This window comes from Streptomyces marokkonensis (genome assembly GCF_039539045.1).
GTDB lineage: Bacteria > Actinomycetota > Actinomycetes > Streptomycetales > Streptomycetaceae > Streptomyces > Streptomyces marokkonensis.
This window is the reverse complement of sequence record NZ_BAABCQ010000102.1, coordinates 1-21816: the sequence shown is the minus strand read 5'-3', so window position 1 is coordinate 21816 and position 21816 is coordinate 1. Positions and strand designations below refer to the sequence as shown.

General features: G+C 72.0%; 17 protein-coding genes and 2 pseudogenes. 9 read left to right on the top strand and 10 right to left on the bottom strand.

The window, feature by feature from the left end:
* Nucleotides 1-297: 297 nt before the first annotated feature.
* The 4 genes from ABEA26_RS23290 to ABEA26_RS23275 are packed head-to-tail and all read right to left on the bottom strand — an operon-like array spanning nt 298 to nt 7838.
* Nucleotides 298-2067: an ABC transporter ATP-binding protein gene (locus tag ABEA26_RS23290; RefSeq protein ID WP_345595163.1), complete on the bottom strand. Its 1770-nt coding sequence runs from the start codon at nt 2065-2067 to the stop codon at nt 298-300.
* Nucleotides 2064-4031: an ABC transporter ATP-binding protein gene (locus ABEA26_RS23285; RefSeq protein ID WP_345595161.1), complete on the bottom strand. Its 1968-nt coding sequence runs from the start codon at nt 4029-4031 to the stop codon at nt 2064-2066. The genes ABEA26_RS23290 and ABEA26_RS23285 overlap by 4 nt, the downstream gene beginning before the upstream one ends.
* 49 nt (nt 4032-4080) lie before the next feature.
* Nucleotides 4081-5955 carry an ABC transporter ATP-binding protein gene (locus ABEA26_RS23280; protein ID WP_345595159.1) on the bottom strand — a complete coding sequence of 625 codons (1875 nt, stop codon included), beginning with the start codon at nt 5953-5955 and terminating at the stop codon, nt 4081-4083.
* Nucleotides 5952-7838, bottom strand: a complete 1887-nt coding sequence (locus tag ABEA26_RS23275; RefSeq protein ID WP_345595157.1) for an ABC transporter ATP-binding protein — start codon at nt 7836-7838, stop codon at nt 5952-5954. Before ABEA26_RS23275 ends, ABEA26_RS23280 begins: the two co-directional genes overlap by 4 nt.
* A gap of 148 nt (nt 7839-7986) precedes the next feature.
* On the opposite strand from ABEA26_RS23275, the pseudogene ABEA26_RS23270 reads away from it, so the two are divergent.
* Nucleotides 7987-8532, top strand: a pseudogene (locus ABEA26_RS23270) (ABC transporter ATP-binding protein); the annotation flags it as partial.
* A 127-nt stretch (nt 8533-8659) separates the two neighbouring features.
* Here the strand turns inward: ABEA26_RS23270 and glgX are convergent.
* Entirely contained in the window at nt 8660-10939 is a 2280-nt protein-coding gene (glgX, locus tag ABEA26_RS23265; RefSeq protein ID WP_345595155.1) for a glycogen debranching protein GlgX, read from the bottom strand.
* A gap of 170 nt (nt 10940-11109) precedes the next feature.
* Between glgX and ABEA26_RS23260 the strand changes: the two genes are divergently transcribed.
* The 5 genes from ABEA26_RS23260 to ABEA26_RS23240 all read left to right on the top strand — a co-directional run bounded on the left by ABEA26_RS23260 (nt 11110) and on the right by ABEA26_RS23240 (nt 16203).
* Complete coding sequence (locus tag ABEA26_RS23260) at nt 11110-12357, top strand: L,D-transpeptidase (protein WP_345595153.1); 1248 nt, start codon at nt 11110-11112, stop codon at nt 12355-12357.
* A 178-nt stretch (nt 12358-12535) separates the two neighbouring features.
* Nucleotides 12536-13801 carry a L,D-transpeptidase gene (locus tag ABEA26_RS23255; RefSeq protein WP_425587885.1) on the top strand — a complete coding sequence of 422 codons (1266 nt, stop codon included), beginning with the start codon at nt 12536-12538 and terminating at the stop codon, nt 13799-13801.
* A gap of 138 nt (nt 13802-13939) precedes the next feature.
* On the top strand, nt 13940-14707 hold the full coding sequence (locus tag ABEA26_RS23250) for an enoyl-CoA hydratase/isomerase family protein (RefSeq protein ID WP_345595149.1): 768 nt from the start codon (nt 13940-13942) through the stop codon (nt 14705-14707).
* A 274-nt stretch (nt 14708-14981) separates the two neighbouring features.
* Complete coding sequence (locus ABEA26_RS23245) at nt 14982-15485, top strand: ATP-binding protein (RefSeq protein WP_345595147.1); 504 nt, start codon at nt 14982-14984, stop codon at nt 15483-15485.
* Nucleotides 15486-15582: 97 nt separating this feature from the next.
* Nucleotides 15583-16203 (top strand): ADP-ribosyltransferase, encoded by a 621-nt coding sequence (locus ABEA26_RS23240; RefSeq protein WP_345595145.1) that lies wholly within the window; start codon nt 15583-15585, stop codon nt 16201-16203.
* A 28-nt stretch (nt 16204-16231) separates the two neighbouring features.
* Here ABEA26_RS23240 and ABEA26_RS23235 read toward each other — a convergent pair whose 3' ends face one another.
* Nucleotides 16232-16879 carry a GNAT family N-acetyltransferase gene (locus tag ABEA26_RS23235; protein ID WP_345595143.1) on the bottom strand — a complete coding sequence of 216 codons (648 nt, stop codon included), beginning with the start codon at nt 16877-16879 and terminating at the stop codon, nt 16232-16234.
* Between the two features lie 48 nt (nt 16880-16927).
* Between ABEA26_RS23235 and ABEA26_RS23230 the strand changes: the two genes are divergently transcribed.
* From ABEA26_RS23230 to ABEA26_RS23220, 3 genes and pseudogenes are all read left to right on the top strand, one after another.
* On the top strand, nt 16928-17842 hold the full coding sequence (locus tag ABEA26_RS23230) for a helix-turn-helix domain-containing protein (protein ID WP_345595141.1): 915 nt from the start codon (nt 16928-16930) through the stop codon (nt 17840-17842).
* Between the two features lie 47 nt (nt 17843-17889).
* A complete protein-coding gene (locus ABEA26_RS23225) occupies nt 17890-18102 on the top strand; it encodes an EF-hand domain-containing protein (protein ID WP_345595139.1) in 213 nt (70 codons plus the stop codon).
* A 147-nt stretch (nt 18103-18249) separates the two neighbouring features.
* Nucleotides 18250-18579 (top strand): annotated as a pseudogene (locus ABEA26_RS23220) (NAD(P)-binding domain-containing protein); the annotation flags it as partial.
* 5 nt (nt 18580-18584) lie between these two features.
* Here the strand turns inward: ABEA26_RS23220 and ABEA26_RS23215 are convergent.
* The 4 genes from ABEA26_RS23215 to ABEA26_RS23200 all read right to left on the bottom strand — a co-directional run.
* Nucleotides 18585-19142, bottom strand: a complete 558-nt coding sequence (locus ABEA26_RS23215) for a glycoside hydrolase family 25 protein (protein ID WP_279561844.1) — start codon at nt 19140-19142, stop codon at nt 18585-18587.
* 128 nt (nt 19143-19270) lie between these two features.
* Nucleotides 19271-20737: an MFS transporter gene (locus ABEA26_RS23210; protein WP_345595135.1), complete on the bottom strand. Its 1467-nt coding sequence runs from the start codon at nt 20735-20737 to the stop codon at nt 19271-19273.
* A 415-nt stretch (nt 20738-21152) separates the two neighbouring features.
* On the bottom strand, nt 21153-21545 hold the full coding sequence (locus tag ABEA26_RS23205; protein ID WP_345595133.1) for a type II toxin-antitoxin system VapC family toxin: 393 nt from the start codon (nt 21543-21545) through the stop codon (nt 21153-21155).
* Nucleotides 21542-21816, bottom strand: a 275-nt coding sequence (locus tag ABEA26_RS23200) for a hypothetical protein (RefSeq protein ID WP_030809790.1), incomplete at its 5' end; no start/stop codon positions are given. The genes ABEA26_RS23200 and ABEA26_RS23205, both read right to left, overlap by 4 nt.

Sequence of the window (21816 nt, the reverse complement as noted above, 5' to 3'; positions counted from 1 at the left end):
GCGGCCGGGGGAGACCGGTCGGCGGGTGAGCCGGCCGGGCGGTACTGGGCGGTACGCAGAAACGACGTGCCAGGAGCTGGCCGCGGCACAGCGCTCGTGGGCGAAGCTGTGGGGGCGCTGTGGAGCGGCCGTGGGAAGAGTGGCAGGAAATCCGGCTTCCTGTCAGGAGCGCGTCAGAAAGTTCGGGGAAGTTGGCCGGAAATCGTTCGTTGTCCGGGCGTTCATGTTCGATATACGGGAGAGATGCCTCGGCTCGGACAGTGACCCGGTACCGACCGCGTGGTACTGGCCGTTCGTTCAGTCGGTACGGGGTCCGGCCGACGACTCCCCGTGCCAGGAACCCCACAGCGCCGCGTACGCCCCGCCCGCCGCCACCAGTTCGTCGTGCGTGCCGAGTTCGGTCAGCAGGCCGTCCTCCATCACCGCCACACGGTCGGCGTCGTGCGCGGTGTGCAGGCGGTGCGCGATGGCGATGACCGTACGGCCCTCCAGTACGGCGGCCAGGGCGCGCTCGGTGTGCCGGGCCGTCGTCGGGTCCAGCAGGGCGGTGGCCTCGTCCAGGATCAGGGTGTGGGGGTCGGCGAGCACCACGCGGGCCAGGGCGAGCTGCTGGGCCTGCGAGCCGTCCGCCCGGTGACCGCTCCTGCCGAGCTCGGTGCCGAGCCCCTCGGGCAGCTCCCGCACCCATTCCTCGGCGCCCACCGAGGCGAGCGCGGACCACAACTCATCGTCGGCGGCGGCCGGTTCGGCGATGACGAGGTTGTCACGGACCGTGCCGAGGAAAACGTGGTGCTCCTGGGTGACCAGTACGACCTGCCGGCGCAGCCGCTCCGGCCCGAGGCCGACCACGGGCACCCCGCCCACCGTCACCGACCCCTCCGTCGGCGCGTCCACGCCCGCCAGCAGCCGGCTCAGCGTGGTCTTGCCGGCCCCGGACGGCCCGACGACCGCCAACCGCTCACCCGGCCGCACCGTCAGGTCCACCCCGCGCAGCACCTCACCGCCCCGGTCGTAGGCGTACCGCACCCCGGACACGTCGATACGGTCGTCCGCCGGGACCGGCGAGTCGTCCGCCGCCGCCCGCGGGGCGCGCGCCAGACCCTCCACCCGGGCGAAGGAGGCACCGCCCGCCTGGAGCTGCTCGATCCGCATCAGCACCTCGTCGAGCGGCCCGGCCAGCTGCTGGAGAAACACCGCGGACGCCACCACCGCCCCGAGGCTCACCGACCCGTGCGCGTGCAGGAACCCGCCACACAGCAGCACGCCCGCCACGGGGACGACGTAGGAGATCTCCACCGCCGGGAAGAACACGCTGCGCAGGTACAGCGTGTGGAACCGCGTGCGTCGCGCGGCCTCCAGCGCCTCCCGGTTCGTCGCGACGCGCCGGCCGGCCAGTCCGAACGCCTCGACGGTGCGGGCCCCGGCCACCGTGGCGGCGAGGCTCTCGGCGACCTGGGAGGTGGCCGCCCCCTCGGCGAGATAGCCGGCCCGCGCCCGGCGCAGGTACCAGCGCAGCGCGAACCAGACCGGCGTCAGCCCCAGCACCCCCACGGCACCGAGCAGCGGGTCGAGCACGAACACCGCGGCGGTGAGGAACAGCGCCTGCACGGAGTTGACCAGCAGGTCGGGTCCGGCGTCGCGCAGCGTCGTGCCGACGGCGGACACGTCGGCGGTGCCGCGCGTCGTCAGGTCCCCGGTGCCGGCCCGTTCCACCACGGACGCCGGCAGGGCGAGCGCCCGGTCCACGAACCGCTCCCGCACCCGGGCGAGGGTCCGTTCCCCGAAACGGTGTCCCACGTACCGCGCCCAGCGGGCCAGCAGCAGCTGCGCCAGCGAGCACAGCAGGATGGCGAGCGCCATCCGGTCCACGGCGCCGACCCCGCCCCCGGCACGCACCTCGTCGACGATCCGGCCCAGCAACCACGGGCCCGCGAGCCCGGCGAGGGCGGCCAGCGCGTTGAGACCGAGGACGAGGGCGAAGGCCCGCCGGTCGGAGCGTACGAGGTGGGCCGCCGCCCGGCGGACATCGGCGCGCCCGGCGACGGGGAGCTGTCCCGAGGACGTCATCGGGCCGCCTCGTCGTCCCGTGCGACCAGCGACCGGTATCCCGGCTCGGTGTCGAGGAGTTCGCGATGACCGCCGGTGGCGACGACCTTGCCGTCGACCACGTAGTGCACGACGTCCGCCCGGTCGAGCAGCAGCGGGGAAGTGGCGGCCACCACGGTCGTACGGCCCTTGCGGGAGTCCCGCAGCCGGTCCGCGACCGTGGCCTCGGTGTGCGCGTCGAGCGCGGAGGTCGGCTCGACGGCGAGCAGGATCTCGGGGTCGGCCAGCAGGGCCCTGGCCAGCCGGATGCGCTGGCGCTGGCCACCGGAGAGGGTGCGGCCCTGCGCCGCGACGGGGGTGTCCAGGCCGTCGGGAAGGCCGCGGACGATGTCGTCAGCGGCGGCCGCGTGGACGGCGTGGGTCAGGCGGGAGTGCGCGTGGGCTTCGGAGTGCGCGTGGGCTGCCGCGTGCGAGGGGGCTCCCGTGTGCGCGTGTGTCCCGGCGGGCCGTCGGGAGGCGTCCGCGGGTTCGCCGTGTCCGTTCGCGCTTGCGCGGTGAAGTGCCCAGCGGGTGCCTGCGTTTGTGCGGTGAAGTGCCCAGCGGGTGCCTGCGTCTGAGCGGCGCAGCTCCACGTCGGTGCCCCCTACGTCCCCGCGGCGCGGCTCCGCGTCGGCACCCCTCGCGTCTCCCGGACCGGCCCGGTCGGCTTCCGTCGCGCCGATCACCTCGCGCAGGACGCCCGCGAACAGGTCGGCCTCCGCCTCCGCGACCAGAATGCGGTCCCGTACCTGTCCGAGCGGCACCCCGGTCAGCGGCACCCCGCCCCACGTGACGTCGGAGGGCGTGTAGCGGCCGAGGCGGTCGATCACCGTGGCGGCGTCGGCCGGCCGGGCGCCGGCCAGCGCGGTCAGGCGGCCCGGCAGTACGCGGACCCCGGAGGCCGGGTCGTGCAGGACCGAGGGCTCCGCGGGGGCGTCCAGGGTGCCGTCGTCCGGTTCGGGTTCCAGCCGCAGGAACGCGACGACACGGCGGGCGGCCACCACACCCTGGTTGAGCTGCTGGGCCATCTCGATGAGGAACGCCACCGGCCACCCCAGCGCCACCACGTAGCCGTACACCGCCACCAGTTCGCCCACGCTGATCCGCCCCTGCACGGCCAGGCGGGCGCCCATCCAGGTCACCAGCCCCAGGAACAGCATCGGCAGGCCCAGACCGAGGGCCTGGATCCAACTGGTCACCGCCCCGACCCGGTAACCCTGCTCGCGCAGCCGCCCCGAGTCCCGGCGGAACGCGTCCGCGACCAGGCCCTTGCCGCCCAGCCCGTTCAGCACCCGCAGTCCGCCCGCGAGGTCGCCGATCCGCGCGGTCAGTACTGCCTGCCGCTCCCGGTACTCGGTCTCCGTGCCCTGCAACCGCCCCATGAGCGGTCCCATCAGTACGCCGATCACCGGCACCCCGAGCAGCACCACCAGGGCGAGCCGGGGCGACACCGACAGCATCAGTCCGCCGACCACCGCATAGGCGACGACCGAGCCGACGCCCGGACCCACGGCGGTCAGGGCCCTGCTGATCGTCCCCACGTCCCCGACCCCGATGGTGACGACCTCACCGGCCCCCACCTGCCGGCGCAGCGCCGCACCGAGCCGCGTGGCGTGCCCGACGACCACCTTGACCGTGCGGAAGTTGGCGTCCATCCGCACCCGTGTCATGGTGCGGTGCCGCATGACGCCCAGCCAGGCGTTGAACGCCCCGACGGCGACCAGCGCGCCCGTCCAGCCGGCCAGCGCGCCCAGGTCACCGGGGACCAGACCGTGGTCGACCGCCCGGGCCATCAGGTACGGCGTCGCCGCCAGCAGCACCATCCAGACGCTGGCGAACACCGCCCCCGCCAGGCACCGCGGCCACTGCCGCGCCACCAGCCACCCCAGATAGCGCCGGCCACCCCGGCGGTCGGGCGTGCCGGGGTCCTCGTACGCGTCGATCACCGCTGCCTCCCCCGGCTGCTTGCCGCACGGACCTCCCGGACTCCCGACGTCACGCCAGACTGTCCCGCCAGGCCCGGTGCAGGTCCGCGAAACGCCCCGTCCCGGCGATCAGGCCGGCCGGTGCGCCGTCCTCCACGATCCGGCCGTGCTCCATCACGAGCACCCGGTCGGCGATCTCCACGGTGGAGAGCCGGTGCGCGATCACGACCGCCGTACGGCCCTTCAGCACCGTCGCCATCGCCCGCTGCACCGCGCGCTCACCGGGGACGTCCAGCGAGCTGGTCGCCTCGTCCAGGATCAGCACCGCCGGATCGGCGAGCAGCGCCCGCGCGAACGCGACCAGTTGCCGCTGCCCGGCGGAGATGCGGCCACCCCGCTTGCGGACGTCGGTGTCGTAGCCGTCGGGCAGCGCGGCGACGAAGTCGTGGGCGCCGATCGCCTTCGCGGCCCGCTCGATCTCCTCCCGCGTCGCCTCCGGACGGCCGATGGCGATGTTCTCGGCGACCGTCCCGGAGAACAGGAACGCCTCCTGCGTCACCATCACCACCCCGCGCCGGAGTTCCGGCACGGCGAGATCGCGCAGATCGGTGCCGTCCAGCAGGACCCGCCCGTCGGAGGGGTCGTAGAACCGGGCGAGCAGCTTGGCCAGCGTCGACTTGCCCGCGCCCGTGGAGCCCACGACGGCGACCGTCTGCCCGGCCGGGATCGTCAGGTCGAAGCGGGGCAGCACCTCACCGCCGGTGCGGTAGCCGAAGCGGACCCCGTCGAAGACGACCTCGCGCCCGGGATGCTCCGACTCCAGGGGCGGCAGTTCCTTCGGCGCGGTCGGCTCGGGCACGGTCGGCGTCTGGGCCAGCAGCCCGGCGATCTTCTCCAGCGAGGCCGCCGCCGACTGGTAGGAGTTCAGGAACATGCCGAGCCGATCGATCGGGTCGTACAGCCGGCGCAGGTACAGCACCGCCGCCGCCAGCACGCCGAGCGCGAGCGTGCCGTCCGCGACCCGGTAGGCGCCCCACAGCACGATCCCCGCGACGGCCGTGTTGGCGACGAGTCGCGAACCGACGACGTAGCGGGCCATTTCCAGCAGCGCGTTGCCGTTCGTCCGCTCGTGGTGCCGGTTCAGTACGGCGAAGTCGGCGTCGTTGGCGGCCTCGCGGCGGAAGGCGCGCACCGGCCGGATGCCGTTCATCGTCTCCACGAACTTCACGATCACCGCGGCGATCGCCGTGGAACGCTGCCGGTACACCCGCCCCGCCCGCCGCTGGTACAGCCGCACCAGCCCGTACAGCGGCACGAACGACGCCACCGCGACCGCGCCGAGCCCCAGGTCCAGCCAGAGCAGCAGCGCCGCGATGTAGACGAAGGAGAGGATGACCGTCACCAGCTCCTGCAGCCCCTCGTCGAGCAGCTCGCGCAGAGACTCCACGTCGGTGGTCGAACGGGAGATGAGCCGACCCGAGGTGTAGCGCTCGTGGAAGTCGACGCTCAGCGCCTGGGCGTGGCGGAAGATCCTGCCGCGCAGGTCCAGCAGCACGTCCTGGCTGACGCGGGCCGCGGTGGCGATGAACGCGTACTGCAGCCCGCCCGCGGCCAGTGAGCACAGCAGGTAGCCGGCGCCCACCGCGATCAGCGGGCCGTGGTCGTCGTCCCCGAGGGCCGGCACGGCGCGGTCGATGGCGTACGCCACCAGCAACGGACCCGCCTGCACCGCCGCCTGCTGGAGCAGCAGGAGGAAGGCGGTGAGGGCGACCCGGGCCCTCCAGGGCGCCAGCAGCGAGCGCAGCAGGGCGCCGGTCGCGCCCGGCGGGCTGGGCAGGACGTCCCGGTCGAAGAGGTCGTCGGCCGCGCGGATCTCCGCCTCGGCCGCCGGATCCCCGCCCTCCGGTTGCTCCCTGTCCGACGCGGTGGCCGTGGGCGCGGTCATCGGCCATCCCCTTCCTCTGGCTCCTCGTGCCCCTCGTGCCCGGACATCAGATGGGCGTACTCGGCGTTGGTGCGCAGCAGTTCCTGGTGGGTGCCGACGGCGGTGACGCGGCCGCCCGAGAGCAGCGCCACGCGGTCGGCCAGCAGCACCGTGGACGGGCGGTGCGCCACGATCAGGGCGGTGGTGTCCGCGAGGACCTGCCGCAGGGCGGCCTCCACGGCGGCCTCGGTGTGTACGTCCAGCGCGGACAGCGGGTCGTCCAGGACGAGGAACCTCGGTGTGCCGACCACCGCCCGGGCCAGGGCGAGGCGCTGCCGCTGGCCGCCGGACAGGGTGAGGCCCTGCTCGCCGACCTGGGTGCCGGTGCCGTGGGGGAGGGCGTGCGCGAAGTCGGCCTGTGCGACGGCGAGCGCGCGCCCCAGCTCCTCGTCGCCGGCGTCGGCACCGGCCCCCATCAGTACGTTCTCGCCGACGGTCGCAGAGAAGAGCGTGGGCTCCTCGAAGGCCACGGCGACCATGGAGCGCAGCTCCTCGCGGGACAGGGCGGTGATGTCCCGGCCGTCCAGCGTGATCCGTCCGGAGGTCACCTCGTGCAGGCGGGGGACGAGCGCGGTGAGCGTCGTCTTCCCGCTGCCGGTGGCCCCGACCAGAGCCATCGACTCGCCGGGACGGATGTGCAGGTCGACCCGGTCGAGGAGGGGCGGGGAGCCGGGGGGCGCGTCGGGGTACCGGAAGCGGACGTTCTCGAAGCGAAGACCGTCGCCGTCGCCGTCGCCGTCGCCGTCGCCGTCGGCGTCGCGGCTGCCGGCCCGGGAGTGGGCCGCCGTAGCGGCCGCACCGGTCTCGACCTCCGCGTCCATCACCTCGAAGTACCGGTCCGTGGCCGTGGCCGCCTCCTGACTCATCGCCAGCAGGAAGCCGATCGACTCGACGGGCCACCGCAGCGCCAGCGCCGTGGACAGGAACGCGACCAGGGTCCCCGCCGACAGCGACCCGTCCGCCACCTGCACCGTGCCCACGACCAGCGCGGCGGCGATCGCCAGCTCCGGCAGCGTCACGATGACGGCCCAGATGGCCGCCAGCAGCCGTGCCTTGCGCAGCTCCGTCCCGCGCAGCGTGTGCGACAGCTCGTGGAAGGCCCGTGCCTGGCTGCGGTGCCGGCCGAACCCCTTGATGATCCGGACGCCGAGCACGCTCTCCTCGACCACCGTCGTCAGATCACCGACCTGGTCCTGCGCCCGCCGCGCCACCGCCGAGTACTTCTTCTCGAAGATCGCACAGGTGATCATCACAGGGATGGCGGGCCCGAGGACGACCAGCCCCAGCGTCCAGTCCTGCACCAGCATGATGCCCACGCCGACGAGGATCGTCACTCCGTTGACCAGCAGGAACGTCAGCGGGAAGGCGAGGAACATGCGCAGCAGCATCAGGTCCGTCGTCCCGCGCGACAGCAGCTGCCCCGAGGCCCACCGGTCGTGGAAGGCCACCGGCAGCCGCTGCAGATGCCGGTACAGGTCCGCCCGCATCCCCGCCTCGACCCCGGCCAGCGGCCGGGCCACCAGCCACCGCCGCAGCCCGAACAGCAGCGCCTCCGCCAGCCCGAGCAGCAGCAGGTACAGCGCCCCGAGCCACACACCGGCCGGATCGCGGTCGGCGACCGGCCCGTCCACCATCCACTTGAGGACGAGCGGGATCACCAGCCCCACGCAGGAGGCGAGGATCCCCACGCAGGCGGCGGTCCCCAACCGCGCCCGCACGGGCCGCACATAGGGCCACAGCCGCAGCAGCGAGCGTACGGTGGACCGTTCCCCGGCGGGATCCGGCGCACTGTTCGGCCCGGGGTCCGGAGCGGGGTCCTTGGTGGGTACAGGTGTCGTGGGCATCAGCAGCGAGCCTACGGTTCACCACTGACACTGCCCATCGGATTTTCGCGCTCACCGGGGTCGTACGGAGGCATCAACCGATCGGCCGATGCGCCTTCGAGCGCGTCGGCCGATGTGCCGCACCCCTGTGCCCCGGGACCCTGATGCCATGCCCGTCATCGAAGTCACCGACCTGCGCAGGTCCTACGGCGACCACCCCGCCGTCGACGGTGTGTCGTTCGCCGTCGAGGAGGGCGAGATCTTCGGCATCCGCGGCCCGAACGGCGCCGGCAAGACCACCACCGTCGAGTGCGTCGAGGGCCTGCGCGTCCCCGACGCGGGCCGCGTCCGAGTCACCGGCCTCGACCCCGTCGCCGACCACAAGGAGGTCACCCGCGTCCCGGGCACCCAGCTCCAGAAGAACGAGCTCCAGCCCGAACTCACCGTCCGCGAGGCCCTGGAGCTGTACGCCGCCTTCTACCCGGAGCCCGCCGACCGGCGTCCGCTCGCCGAACGCCTCGGCCTCACCCCGAAGCCGCACTCCCGGTTCGGCAAGCTCTTCGGCGGCCAGAAGCAGCGCCTGTCCGTCGCGCTGGCACTGGTCGGCAGCCCCCGGATCGTCGTCCTGGACGAGCTGACCACCGGCCTCGACCCACGCGCCCGGCGCGAGACCTGGGAGCTCATCGAGGACATCCGCGCGGGCGGCGCCACCGTCCGTCATCACCCTCCTCGCCCGCACCCGCGTCACCGCCCACCGGCTGCGCGTCACCGCCGCCACGCTGTGGCCGTGGCCTACGACCGGGGCATCCTCGGCTGAACCGGCCCGCCGCCGTCGCCCGGGGTCACCCCACCCGCAGCAACAGCACCGTCCGTGCCGGCACCGTGATCTCCGTCCCCGCCGAGTGCGTCCCGCCCGGTGCCTCGGCCTGCTCCTCCCCGCTGGTGTCGACGACCACCTCGTACCGCTCCGCCCACGGCGGACCCGGCAGCACGAAGGAGACCGCCCCCTCACCCGCGTGCAGGACGGCCAGGAAGCTGTCGTCGACGATCGGGGCGCCGCGCTCGTCGCGGCCCGGGATGTCCCGCCCGGACAGGTACATGCCGAGGGTGGCGGCGGGGGCGTACCAGTCCCGCTCCGTCATCTCCGCGCCCCGGGCCGTGAACCAGGCCAGGTCGCGCAGGCCGTCCGCGGAGTGCGCGCGGCCGGAGAAGAAGGCCCGGCGGCGCAGTACCGGGTGTTCGTGCCGCAGCGCGATCAGCCGGGAGGTCAGCTCGGACAGGGGCCGCCACTGAGGGTCGTCCAGCAGGCTCCAGTCCACCCAGCTGATCTCGTTGTCCTGGCAGTAGGCGTTGTTGCTGCCGCCCTGGGTGCGGCCCAGCTCGTCGCCCGCGACCAGCATCGGCACCCCGGTCGACAGCAGCAGTGTGGTCAGCAGGTTGCGCAGCTGGCGCCGCCTGAGTGCCCGTACGTCCTCGTCGTCGGTCTCGCCCTCCGCGCCGCAGTTCCAGGCCCGGTTGTCGTCGGTGCCGTCCCGGTTGCCCTCGCCGTTCGCCTCGTTGTGCTTGCGCTCGTAGGAGACCAGGTCCCGGAGCGTGAAGCCGTCGTGCGCGGTGACGAAGTTGACCGAGGCGTACGGGCGGCGCCCGCCCCACGCGTACAGGTCGCTGGAGCCCGACAGGCGGTAACCCATCTCCCGCACGTCCGGCAGCGCGTGCCGCCAGAAGTCCCGGACCGAGTTGCGGTAGCGGTCGTTCCACTCGGTCCACAGCGGCGGGAAGGCGCCGACCTGGTAGCCGCCCGAGCCGACGTCCCACGGCTCGGCGATCAGCTTCACCCGCCGCAGCACCGGGTCCTGCGCGATCACCGCGAGGAACGGGGACAGCATGTCGACGTCGTGCATGGAGCGGGCCAGCGCCGCCGCCAGGTCGAAGCGGAAGCCGTCCACGCCCATCTCCGTCACCCAGTAGCGCAGGGAGTCGGTGATCAGGCGCAGAACGTGCGGCTGGACGACGTGCAGCGTGTTGCCGCAGCCGGTGTAGTCGGCGTACCGGCGCGCGTCCGGCTGGAGGCGGTAGTAACCGCGGTTGTCGATGCCCTTCAGGGAGAGCGTCGGGCCGAGCTCGCCCGCCTCCGCCGTGTGGTTGTAGACCACGTCGAGGATGACCTCGATGCCGGCCGCGTGCAGCGCGCGCACCATCCGTTTGAACTCGCCGACCTGCTCACCGGTGGTGCCGGAGGCGGCGTAGGCGGCGTGCGGGGCGAAGTAGCCGATCGAGTTGTAGCCCCAGTAGTTCTTCAGGCCGCGCTCCAGCAGATGACTCTCGTGCGCGAACTGGTGCACCGGCAGCAGTTCCACCGCCGTCACGCCCAGCCGGGTCAGGTGCTCGATCGCCGCCGGGTGCGCCAGGCCGGCGTACGTGCCGCGCAGCTCCTCGGGGATGCCGGGGTGCAGCTTGGTGAAGCCGCGCACGTGCAGCTCGTAGATGACGGAGTCCGCCCACGGCGTCTTCGGCCGTCGGTCGTACGTCCATTCGTCGTCGGGGCCGCCGTCGGGGCCGCCGTCGTGGACGACGACGCCCTTCGGGACGTACGGCGCCGAGTCCCGGTCGTCGCGCACGGTGTCCGCCACGTGCTGCTCGGGCCAGTCCCGCACATGCCCGTACACCTCGGGCGGCAGGGAGAAATCGCCGTCGACCGCACGCGCGTACGGGTCGAGCAGCAGCTTCGCCGGGTTCCAGCGGGCGCCGGTCCACGGGTCCCAGCGGCCCCGCACCCGGAAGCCGTACCGCTGCCCGGGACCCACGCCCGGCACGAAGCCGTGCCAGATCTCGTGCGTCAGCTCGGTCAGCCGCACCCGGCTCTCCCTGCCACCGGGGCCGGGACCGTCGAACAGGCAGAGTTCCACCGACTCCGCACCGCCCGCCCACAGCGCGAAATTCGTCCCCGCCACCTGGCCCGGGCCGGTCCGGAACCGGGCGCCCAGCGGCACCGGGGTGCCCGGCCAGGCCGGCACGGCGGGCGGCGACGCGGCACGCCGCGCGCCGTTGACCACGACGGCGGGGTGCCCGTCCTCGGCGGCCTGATTGCCGGCCACCGCCTCCTGCTCGGCTGCGCTGGACACCTGTCAGCCTCCTGCGGCTCGTGGAACGACGTGCCTCAGACAGGAAGACGGGAGGAGGGCGTGCGGCGTCCCGACCGCCGCTCCCCGTCGCGTCGTCCTCTCCACAGTTCTGCCCACCGCATGGCTCGCACTCACGTTTCCCCAGGGCCGACCGGTCGTTACGGGTGGATGTGAGGCACGTACATGGGCGCGCACGGCGCGCGGGGGCCGCTCTGGCCGCCGTACTGACATGGGCAGGACTGCTGGCCGGGGCCGCCGGATGCACCTCGGACGGCGGCGGAACCGGTGGTGGCATCGGCGGTGGCATCGGCGGGGTGTTCGGCAAACCCCGCGCCGACGAGGTCATCCGCATCACCCCGGACGACGGCAGCAAGGCCGTCCGGCCGGAGAAGAAGCTGTCGGTGCGGGTGCCCGACGGGCGGCTGGAGTCGGTGAAGGTCGTCAGGTCGCAGGACGCGCAGGACACCCCGGTGCCCGGCCGGATCTCCGACGACGGTCTGCGCTGGGAACCCGACGACGACCGGCTGGCGCTGGCCGCGAGGTACACGGTCGACGCCGTCGCCCTGAGCGGCGACGGGCACCGGTCCGCCCGGCACACCACCTTCACCACCTATGTCCCCGACGAACGCTTCATCGGCTACGTCGCCCCCGAGAACCGCTCGGTCGTCGGCACCGGCATGATCGTCTCGCTCGAGTTCAGCCGGGAGATCACCGACCGCGCCGCCGTCGAACGCGCCGTCTCGGTGACGGCGGAACCCGCCACCGAGATCCGCCCCCACTGGTTCGGCAAGGACCGCCTCGACTTCCGCCCGAAGGAGTACTGGAAGCCCGGCACCGAGGTCACCGTCGACCTGCGCCTGCGCGACGTCGAGGGCGCGCCGGGGATCTACGGGCTCCAGCACAAGACGTTCTCCTTCAGCGTCGGCCGCAGCCAGGTCTCGCTCGTCGACGCGGCCGCGCGCACCATGCAGGTGCGCCGGGACGGCACCCTGCTGACCACCCTGCCGATCACCGCGGGGGCACCGAAGACCCCCACCTACAACGGCAAGATGGTGATCACCGAGATGCTCGACGTCACCCGCATGAACAGCCGCACGGTCGGCTTCGGCGGCGAGTACGACATCCCCGACGTGCCGCACGCCATCCGCTTGACCAGCTCCGGAACCTTCCTGCACGGCAACTACTGGGCGCCCGAGGACACCTTCGGCCGGGCCAACGTCAGCCACGGCTGCGTCGGGCTGCGCGACGTGAAGGGCGGCGGTTCCGACACCCCGGCGGGCTGGTTCTTCGACCGCAGCCTGATCGGCGACGTCGTCGAGGTGGTCCACAGCAAGGACAAGAAGGTCGCCCCCGACAACGGTCTCGGTGGCTGGAACATGAACTGGGAGAAGTGGAAGGCGGGCGGCGCGGTGAAGTGACTGCGGACGTGACGCCGGACGCGACGCCGACGTGATCCCGGCCCCGGATCGCCAACTCGGTACGGAACAGTGACAATTCCGCTGCCCCCCACGCCCCTGGCCTGCGGTTACGATGCGCCCGTGCGTGCGCAGGCGCACTGGGGCGCGGGCCCGACCAGGCCCGGCGAGGGGAGACAAGTTGAACGTGCGTCCGATATCGGGGGCGTCGTCGGCCGGCAACCGGGGGCGGGGCGGCAAGGGACGCGGCAGGGCGCTGTCGGCGCTGGCACTGGGCGTGCTGCTGACGGTCACCGCGTGCGGCGGCGGAGAGGCGGGCTCGGGAGCCGGGGCCGGGCAGGGCGGCGGAGAGAACGCCAAGGACTCCACCGCGGCACAGAGCAAGCAGTCCGAGGCCGTCGTCACCATCGCCCCGCAGGACGGGGCCAAGGCCGTCGACACCAGCGGCGCCCTGAAGATAGCCGCCGCGAAGGGCAGACTCACCGAGGTCGTGGTCAAGGACGACGAGGGCGCGAAGGTCGACGGCGAGATATCCGAGGACGGCGCCGCCTGGACGCCGTCCACCCATCTGGCCGCCGCCACGAAGTACACCGTGCACGCGGTCGCCAAGGACTCCGAGGGCCGCACGGCCGCCGAGGACTCCCGCTTCACCACCCTGACGCCGAAGAACACCTTCATCGGCACCTTCACACCGGAGGACGGCTCGAAGGTCGGCGTCGGCATGCCGTTCTCGATCCGCTTCACCCGGGGCATCACCAACCCCGAGGAGGTCGAGAAGGCCATTCGCATCAAGACCGAGCCGGCCGTCGAGGTCGCGGGCCACTGGTTCGGCAACGACCGCCTCGACTTCCGCCCGGAGAAGTACTGGAAGGCCGGCACCAAGGTCACCGTCGACCTCAACCTCGACGGCGTCGAGGGCCGCGACGGCGTCTACGGCGAGCAGGCCAAGACCGTCTCCTTCACCGTCGGACGCAGCCAGGTCTCCGTCGTCGACGCCAAGAAGCTCACGATGCAGGTCGTCCGGGACGGCAAGACCGTCAAGACCATCCCCATCACCACCGGCGCGCCCGGCTACGAGACCTGGAACGGCCAGATGGTCATCACCGAGCGGCTCCCCGTGACCCGGATGAACGGCGAGACGGTCGGCTACGGCGGCGAGTACGACATCAAGGACGTCCCGCACGCCATGCGCCTGTCCACCTCCGGCACCTTCATCCACGGCAACTACTGGGGCGGCGACACCTTCGGCAACCGCAACTCCAGCCACGGCTGCATCGGCCTGCGCGACGTGCGCGGCGGCTGGGACGAGAAGGCACCGGGCGCCTGGTTCTTCGACAACTCGCTCATCGGCGACGTGGTCGTGGTGAAGAACTCCGACGACGCGACCATCGCCCCGGACAACGGCCTCAACGGCTGGAACATGTCCTGGGAGAAGTGGAAGGCCTGAGCCCTCCGGCGAGAGCCCGGCGTACGGCCCCGACGTACGGCCCCGGCGTACGGCCCCGGCGTACGGCTCCGGTGTCCGTCCTCGATGTGAGGTACGGCACCGGGGCCGATGCCGTTAGGAGTCGTTAACCTGCTGGGCATGACCGTACATCTCGAAGTAGCGGACGGCGTCGGCACGCTGCGCCTGGACCGCCCGCCCATGAACGCGCTGGACGTCGCCACGCAGGACCGCCTGAAGGAGCTCGCCGAGGAGGCCACCCGCCGCGAGGACGTACGCGCCGTGGTGATCTACGGCGGCGGGAAGGTGTTCGCGGCCGGCGCGGACATCAAGGAGATGCAGGTGATGGACCACGCGGCGATGGTCGCGCGCTCCCGCGGCCTGCAGGACGCCTTCACCGCGGTGGCCCGCATCCCGAAGCCGGTGGTCGCGGCGGTCACCGGATACGCTCTCGGCGGCGGCTGCGAACTCGCCCTCTGCGCCGACTTCCGCATCGCCGGCGAGAACGCCAGGCTGGGCCAGCCCGAGATCCTGCTCGGTCTGATCCCCGGCGCGGGCGGCACCCAGCGGCTGTCCCGGCTGGTCGGCCCCTCCAAGGCCAAGGACCTCATCTTCACGGGCCGCCAGGTGAAGGCCGACGAGGCGCTCACGCTCGGCCTGGTGGACCGCGTGGTGCCGGCCGCCGAGGTCTACGAGCAGGCGCACGCCTGGGCCGCGCGGCTCGCGAAGGGGCCCGCCATCGCCCTGCGCGCGGCGAAGGAGGCCATCGACACGGGTCTGGAGACGGACATCGAGACCGGCCTCGCCGTCGAGCGGAACTGGTTCGCGGGTCTGTTCGCCACCGAGGACCGCGAGCGCGGGATGCGCAGCTTCGTGGAGGAAGGCCCGGGGAAGGCCGAGTTCCTGTGAAGTTCGCTTGGAGTGACCGTAGTTGACGCGATGTCTGATTCCGGGTCCCTCGATAGGGCGGTTTATGCAAGCCTTGACGCACCCTTAAGCGCGTCGTGTCGAGGGAGTCCGCCGCTTGTCTCCGGCCGGGTCGTCCGCGCAGGTCAGTGGGGCTGTTCCCGTCTCTGAAGTGCCCGCGGCATATGCCGAACGACCGTTGCCGGGCCATGGTCCGACAGGGGTGCATTCCCCGGGAACGGCCCCGCAGCCCTCTGGGGGCGGCCATGATGGGGGCATGGCGGGGCTGGATGGTACGGAACTGCCGCGGGGAGCCGGACGGGCGACCGCGGCGCGCTGGTCGCCGGCGGTCGAGGACGAACGCGCGCTCGAAGCGCTGGAGTTGTTCGGCAATCCGACGGAGCGCGAGATTCCGTTGCCGTCCCGCCCCGAGTCCGCCGCCACCGCCCGCAGGCTGGCCCAGGTCGTGGCCCTGCGCCAGTGGAACCTCGGCCCCAAGGTCACCGAGGACACCGTCCTGCTCGTCTCCGAGTTGGTCGGCAACGCCGTACGCCACACCGGTGCCCGCGTCTTCGGCCTCCACATGCGCCGCCGCCCCGGCTGGATCCGCGTCGAGGTCCGCGACCCCTCCCGGGGGCTGCCCTGCCTGATGCCGGTGCAGGAGACGGACATCAGTGGACGGGGCCTCTTCCTCGTCGACAAGCTGTCCGACCGGTGGGGCGTCGACCTGCTGCCGCGCGGGAAGACGACCTGGTTCGAGATGCGGGTGGCGGACCGCTGACGTCCCATCTGCCGTGGAAATCAACCCCGTTCGACGGACACGCCACCTACGGGTGAAGGTCCCCGCCCCGGCGCCCTGCGGGCGGGATCGTACCGGCATGATCACCACTCGTCTGCGGCGCCGCGCCGCTGCCGCCGTCCTGTCCCTCTCCGCCGTCTTCGCCACCTCGGCCGCCACGGTCCCGGAGACGGCGGCCCCGGCGATGGCTCCGGCGGCTGCGGCCAAGGCCGCCCCCGCCTGCCCCCAGTTCGACGACAAGCTCAAGGCCGCCGCCGACCCCGGTGTCGACCTCGACCGCATCACTCCCGAGCCGGTCTGGCGCACCACGTGCGGCACCCTCTACCGCAGTGACAGCCGGGGACCGCAGGTCGTCTTCGAAGAGGGCTTCCACGCCAGGGACGTCCAGAACGGCCAGTACGACGTCGAGAAGTACGTCCTGGTCAACCAGCCCTCGCCGTACGTCTCCACGACCTACGACCACGACCTGTACAAGACCTGGTACAAGTCCGGCTACAACTACTACATCGACGCCCCCGGCGGCGTGGACGTCAACAAGACCATCGGCGACACCCACAAGTGGGCCGATCAGGTCGAGGTCGCCTTCCCCGGCGGCATCAAGCGGCAGTACATCATCGGCGTCTGCCCGGTCGACCGGCAGACCAAGACCGAGATCATGAGCGAGTGCGAGGGCAATCCGCACTACAAGCCCTGGCACTGAACGCCCCGATCCATGACGGAGGCGTGACTCAGGGCCGGAGGAACAGCGCCTCCGAACCCACCGCCCGGTAACCCGCCGCCTGGAACGCCCGCAGACTGCGGGCGTTCCCCGCCGAGATCTGGGCCCACACCGGCTCACCCCCGCCCAACTGCCGCGCCGCGGTCACCAGGCGCCGCCCGAGCCCCCGCTGCCGTACCCCTTCCGCCACCTCCACCGCGACCTCCAGCCGCCCGGCGACCCCGCGGCCCAGCACGAGCACCCCGCCGTCCGCCGCCCACACCCGCACCTCGTCGCGCCGCCGACGGGCCGAGACCACCCGCGGATGCCCCGGATCGGCCACTTCCGTCAGCGCGATGTGCGGCCGGCCCGGAAGCCGGGCGCCGGTCAGCAGCACGTCGACCGTGTCGGTGGTCCGACCCGTGCGCTCCATGAAGGCCGTCAGGAACCGGGCGTTCATCGTCGCCGCGAGGGGATCGCAGCCCTCGCGGCCGAGCCCGTCCAGGATCCCGCGCACCCACCGAGGGTCCTCGTCCGTGAAGACGACCGAGTGCGCGGTGAAGGCGATCACCCCCGCGTCCCGGGGCCCGTCCTGCGGCACCACGGTGGTCCCGCCGTCCGCCGAGGGGAAGACACCCCGCGCCACCGCGTCCAGAATGTCCCGCAGGCCGTCCGCCACACCGCGCTCCTTGAGTCTCCACCCACTGGAAGGCCCAGACTCCCAGACATGATCGACGACGGCACCGGTCTCATGACCATCGGCGAACTGGCGCGGACCACCGGACTGCCGGTGCGCACCATCCGCTACTGGTCCGACGAGGGCGCCCTGCCCCCGGTGACCCGCTCCGCGGGCGGCTACCGGCTCTACGACGCCGCGTCCGTCGCCCGCCTGGAGCTGATCCGCACCCTGCGCGAACTCGGCCTCGGCCTGGACCCCGTACGCCGCGTCCTGGCCGGCGAGACGACGGTCGCGCAGGTCGCGGCGGCGCACGTGAGCGCGCTGGACGCGCAGATCAGCGCGCTGAGGGTGACCCGTGCGGTGCTGTCGACCGTGGCGCGACGCGGCTCGACCGCAGAGGAGACGACACTCATGAACAAACTGGCGCGACTGTCCACCGCCGAACGGCGGCGCATCATCGACGACTTCATGGCCGAGGTCTTCGAGGGCATCGACACCGCGGACCCCGACATCCGCACCCGCCTGCGCTTCGCCGCGGCCGACCTGCCCGACGACCCCACCCCCGAGCAGGTGGACGCCTGGGTGGAGCTGGCCGAGCTGATCCAGGACCCGGGGTTCCGCGCGACGATGCGCCGGATGATCGAGTTCAACGCGGCGGACCGCGGGCCGGACGTCCCCACAGGCTCCTCCCTGTGGTTCGTGAGCCGCTTGGTGCGGCTTACGGGTGAGGCGCTGAGCGAGGGCGTCGCGCCGGACTCCGCACGGGCCGCCGACATCCTGCGCGTGCTCATCGGCGACGCCGACCCGGCCGTCGTACGGGAACGCCTCACCGCGGTGTCCAACGTCCGTCTCGCCCGCTACCGGGAGCTCTCCGCGATCGTGAACGGCGTGGAGCCCCCGTCCGCCTACGAGGAGCGGTTCGGGTGGGTGGTCGCCGCACTGGACGCCCGAACGGGCAGCTAATCTGACCTGCGTCAGAAGGACCCGAGTACGAAGTGAGGGGCGGACCGGTGGCGGACATCGAGGAAGCACGCAAGCAGTTCGAGCGGATCGACACGGACAAGGACGGCTTCATCACCGCGGCCGAGTTCAAGACCGCGCTGGCCCAGGGCGGCGACTGGAACGTCACCGAGTCGGTGGCCGAGGCGATCATCGCCGGCCGCGACCTCGACGGGGACAAGGTGCTGTCGTTCGACGAGTTCTGGGCACACCTGAACAAGTGACGACGCGGTGAGGGGCGCCCGATCGGTCACCCGGGGGGCGCCCCTCGGGCGGAATACCCCGCCCCGGCCGGAGGTCGGACTCGTCACCGGCGCGAGCCGCCGGGCCAGGCACCACACGACCTCCGGAAGGCCGGGCGAGTCGGCATCATGAAGATCGGCATCATCGGCGCGGGCAACATCGGCGGCAACCCCACCCGGCGGCTGACCGCCCTCGGACACGACGTCTCGGTCGCCGACTCCCGCGGCCCGCACACACTCACCGCACTGGCCGAGGGGACCGGGGCCACCCCGGTACCGGTCGGGTAGGCGGCCCGTGGCGCCGACATCGTGGTCATCACCATCCCGCTGAAGGCGGTCCCGGACCTGCCGTCCGGCGTCCTCGACGGGGCGGCCGACGGCGTGACGGTCGTCGACACGAACAACTACTGCCCGCGGCAGCGCGACGGGCGGATCGCGGCCATCGAGGACGAGGGTCTCAGAGGTCAGGCGCCCTCGGCCCACTTCTTCAGCGCGGCCTTGCTCTCGAAGTCCGCGACGTTGGTGTCGACCGGGTCGTCGGTGTACTGGTGGAACCGCCACTTGGCCTTGATGCGGGGCTCGCCCGCCGACACGTAGTCGGCGATCCACAGGCCGTCGCCCGCATAGGACGTGGTGTCCTCGTTCAGCCAGTAGTTCCTGTTCGCGTAGAGGATCACCCGGTTGTCCGGCCGGAGCTTCTTCACCTTCCGGATGAAGCTGTCCTTCTCCGCGTTGCTCGCGTGGGTGCCCTCGCCCGTCGTCTCCCAGTCGACGGCGAGGATGTCACCCTTCTTGTCGGGTGCCTTGGAGACGAAGTACTCGGCCTGGTCCGTGAGGTTGCCCGGCCACAGGAAGTGGTAGAAACCGACGACGAGACCGGCGTCGCGGGCCCGCTCCGTCTGGTCCTTGAGCTTCGGATTGACGTACGAGCGGCCCTCCGTCGCCTTCATGAAGACGAAGGAGAGACCGTCGGTGTCGTAGGTGGAGGACTGGTACGCGCTGACGTCGATGCCGCGCAGCATGACGACTCCCTCGGTTGCCGGTGGGGCGAAAGCGCCCCGGAGCGTAGGCAGTTGTTATGCCCGGCAGTCGATGCCGTACGCCGGGCGTACGGATGCTCGGCGTACGGCGGTGGTGAAAGCCGGTGGGATCAGGGGGCGGGGGAGGGGACGGAGATGACGCCGGCGCGGACGCCGCCGTCGGACGCCTCTCCGGAAGCGCCTTCGTCCTTGCCTTCGCCTTCGCCTTCGCCCTCGTCCTCGTCCAGGGAGACGTCCTTGGTCTCCTTGCCGAGGAGCAGGGCGGTCAGCGTCAGCACGGCCATCGCGGAGAGGTAGACGCCGACCAGCCACGGCGAGCCGTCACCGGCCTCCCACAGCGCCACCGCTATGAACGGGGCGACGGCCGCTCCGAGGATCGAGCTGACGTTGTACGAGATACCGGAGCCGGTGTAGCGCACACTCGTCGGGAACAGCTCCGGCAGCAGCGCGCCCATCGGCCCGAAGGTCATGCCCATCAGCGTGAAGCCGAGCACCAGCCACAGCACCACGCCGAGCGTGCCCAGGCCGATCAGCGGCACCCACACCAGGCCGAAGACCACGATCGCGGCGGTGACCCAGATCAGGGTGGCGCGGCGGCCGTACTTGTCGGCGAGCGGGCCGGAGACCAGGGTGAACACGGCGAAGAAGAGCACACCGAAGATCATCATCAGGACGAACGTGGTGTAGCTGTACCCCAGCCCCGGCACGTCGGCGTCCTTCGCGGTGCGCCCGTAGCTCAGCGAGAACGTGGTCATCAGGTAGAAGAGCACGTACGTCGCCAGCATGATGAACGTGCCCAGGACCAGTTGCTTCCAGTGGCCCTGGACCACCGTGGCCAGTGGCAGCTTCCGCACCTTCCCGGCCTCGCGGGTCTTGGCGAACACCGCCGACTCGACGAGCCGCGAGCGCACCCACAGGCCGATCGCGACCATCACCGCGGAGAACAGGAACGGGATGCGCCAGCCCCAGCTGGTGAAGGCCTCGGAGGGCTGGGTGGGGTCGGCGCCGGCCGTGGACGGCAGCAGCGCCCCGATGATCAGGAACAGGCCGTTGCCGATGATGAAGCCGAGCGGGGCGCCCAGCTGAGGGAAGGTCCCGTACAGGGCGCGCTTGCCGCGGGGTGCGTTCTCGGTCGCGACCAGCGCGGCCCCGCTCCACTCGCCACCGAGCGCGAAGCCCTGTGCGAGCCGCATCAGCACGAGCAGCGCGGTGGCGACCCAGCCGGCCTGTGCGTAGGTGGGCAGTACGCCGATGAGGAAGGTGGCGATGCCCATGGTGAGGAGCGAGATCACCAGCGTCTTCTTGCGGCCGAGCCGGTCACCGAGGTGCCCGAAGAAGACGGCGCCGATCGGCCGGGCGACCATCGCGGCACCGAAGACCGCGAACGACGACAGCAGCGCCGTGGTGGGATCGCTGTTCGGGAAGAAGAGCGCGGGGAAGACCAGCACGGCGGCGGTCGCGTAGATGTAGAAGTCGTAGAACTCGATCGTCGTGCCGATGAGGCTGGCGATGAGGACGCGGGACCGCGAATTGACGGGTGCCTGAGTGGGAGCGGGGTGGGGGGACGGTGCGGGCATCTCTCGGTCTTTCACGCGCGTTACATGGACACCGCAACGATCTCAGGCGTCTTATTTTCCGGAAACCCGGTGTCACGATGTGAGACGGTGAGACGCCCGCCGCCCTGTACTCACCGGGACCGCGGGACGGAAGGGAACGTCGGGATCCTGTCGCGACCGGCCGCCCCGGTGGTCCCACCGGGCAGCAGCGCCCTGTCCTGCGCGCGGCGTATCCCAAGGGCCGCGCCGAGGCAGCCAGCCCGCTGAGTCTTGAATCGTCGTTCTCAACGAGCTGGCGTCAGCCGCGATTTCGCGAAGTACGGTGTCCAGCGGGTGAATGTCTGCCGAGTGGCGTAGCCGCGATCACGGCGAAGATGCAGGCTGTGCATGCAACCGGTCGGCTGGCGACCGGCGCGGAGGAGTCGCGGCCTCGCGGTCAGACCTTGATGACGCGGACGCTGGGGCCGCAGAGCATCAGGAGGTCTTCGGGGTCCGATGTCAGGACGGTCGCTGGGGCTGGCGAGGTGAGTGCGGTGGCGGTCACGATGGCGTCGAGGGCGTACTTGTGGCCGTGCAGTCCGGCCGCGGCCAGGAGCTTGCTCGCATGGCGGGCGATGGCTTCGGTGGGCGGGATGATGTTCACGCGGGAGACTGCGTAGTCGAAGCGGGCCTGGTTGACCCTGGGGTCGCGTGCTTCGACGAGGGTGACGGAGCTGGTGACGACGCGGATGTCTTCGGCTTCGGCCGCGGCCAGCCACTCGGTGATCTCGGGCGTGCGTCGCACCAGTTCGGACAGGCCTTCGCAGTCCAGGACGAGCGTGCCGCTCACGCGGCGTCCGCCGAGCCCGCGGCGTCGCCGCGGAGAATGGCGCGTTTGGCGTCGACCGCCGCCTGGTCGACCGGGCCGTGTTCGGTTTCCGCGTCTTCGATGAGCTCGCGCAGCCGGTCCCGTTCCAGTTGGCGCTGGATGAGGGTCTCGACGTAGGCGGACATGCCTCGTTTGCCCGTACGTGCCTTGAGGGCAGCGATGGTGCCTTCGTGGAGGGAGACCGATACGGGCCGGACGGGTCCTTCGCCGGGCGCCTGGGAGGTAGCCATGG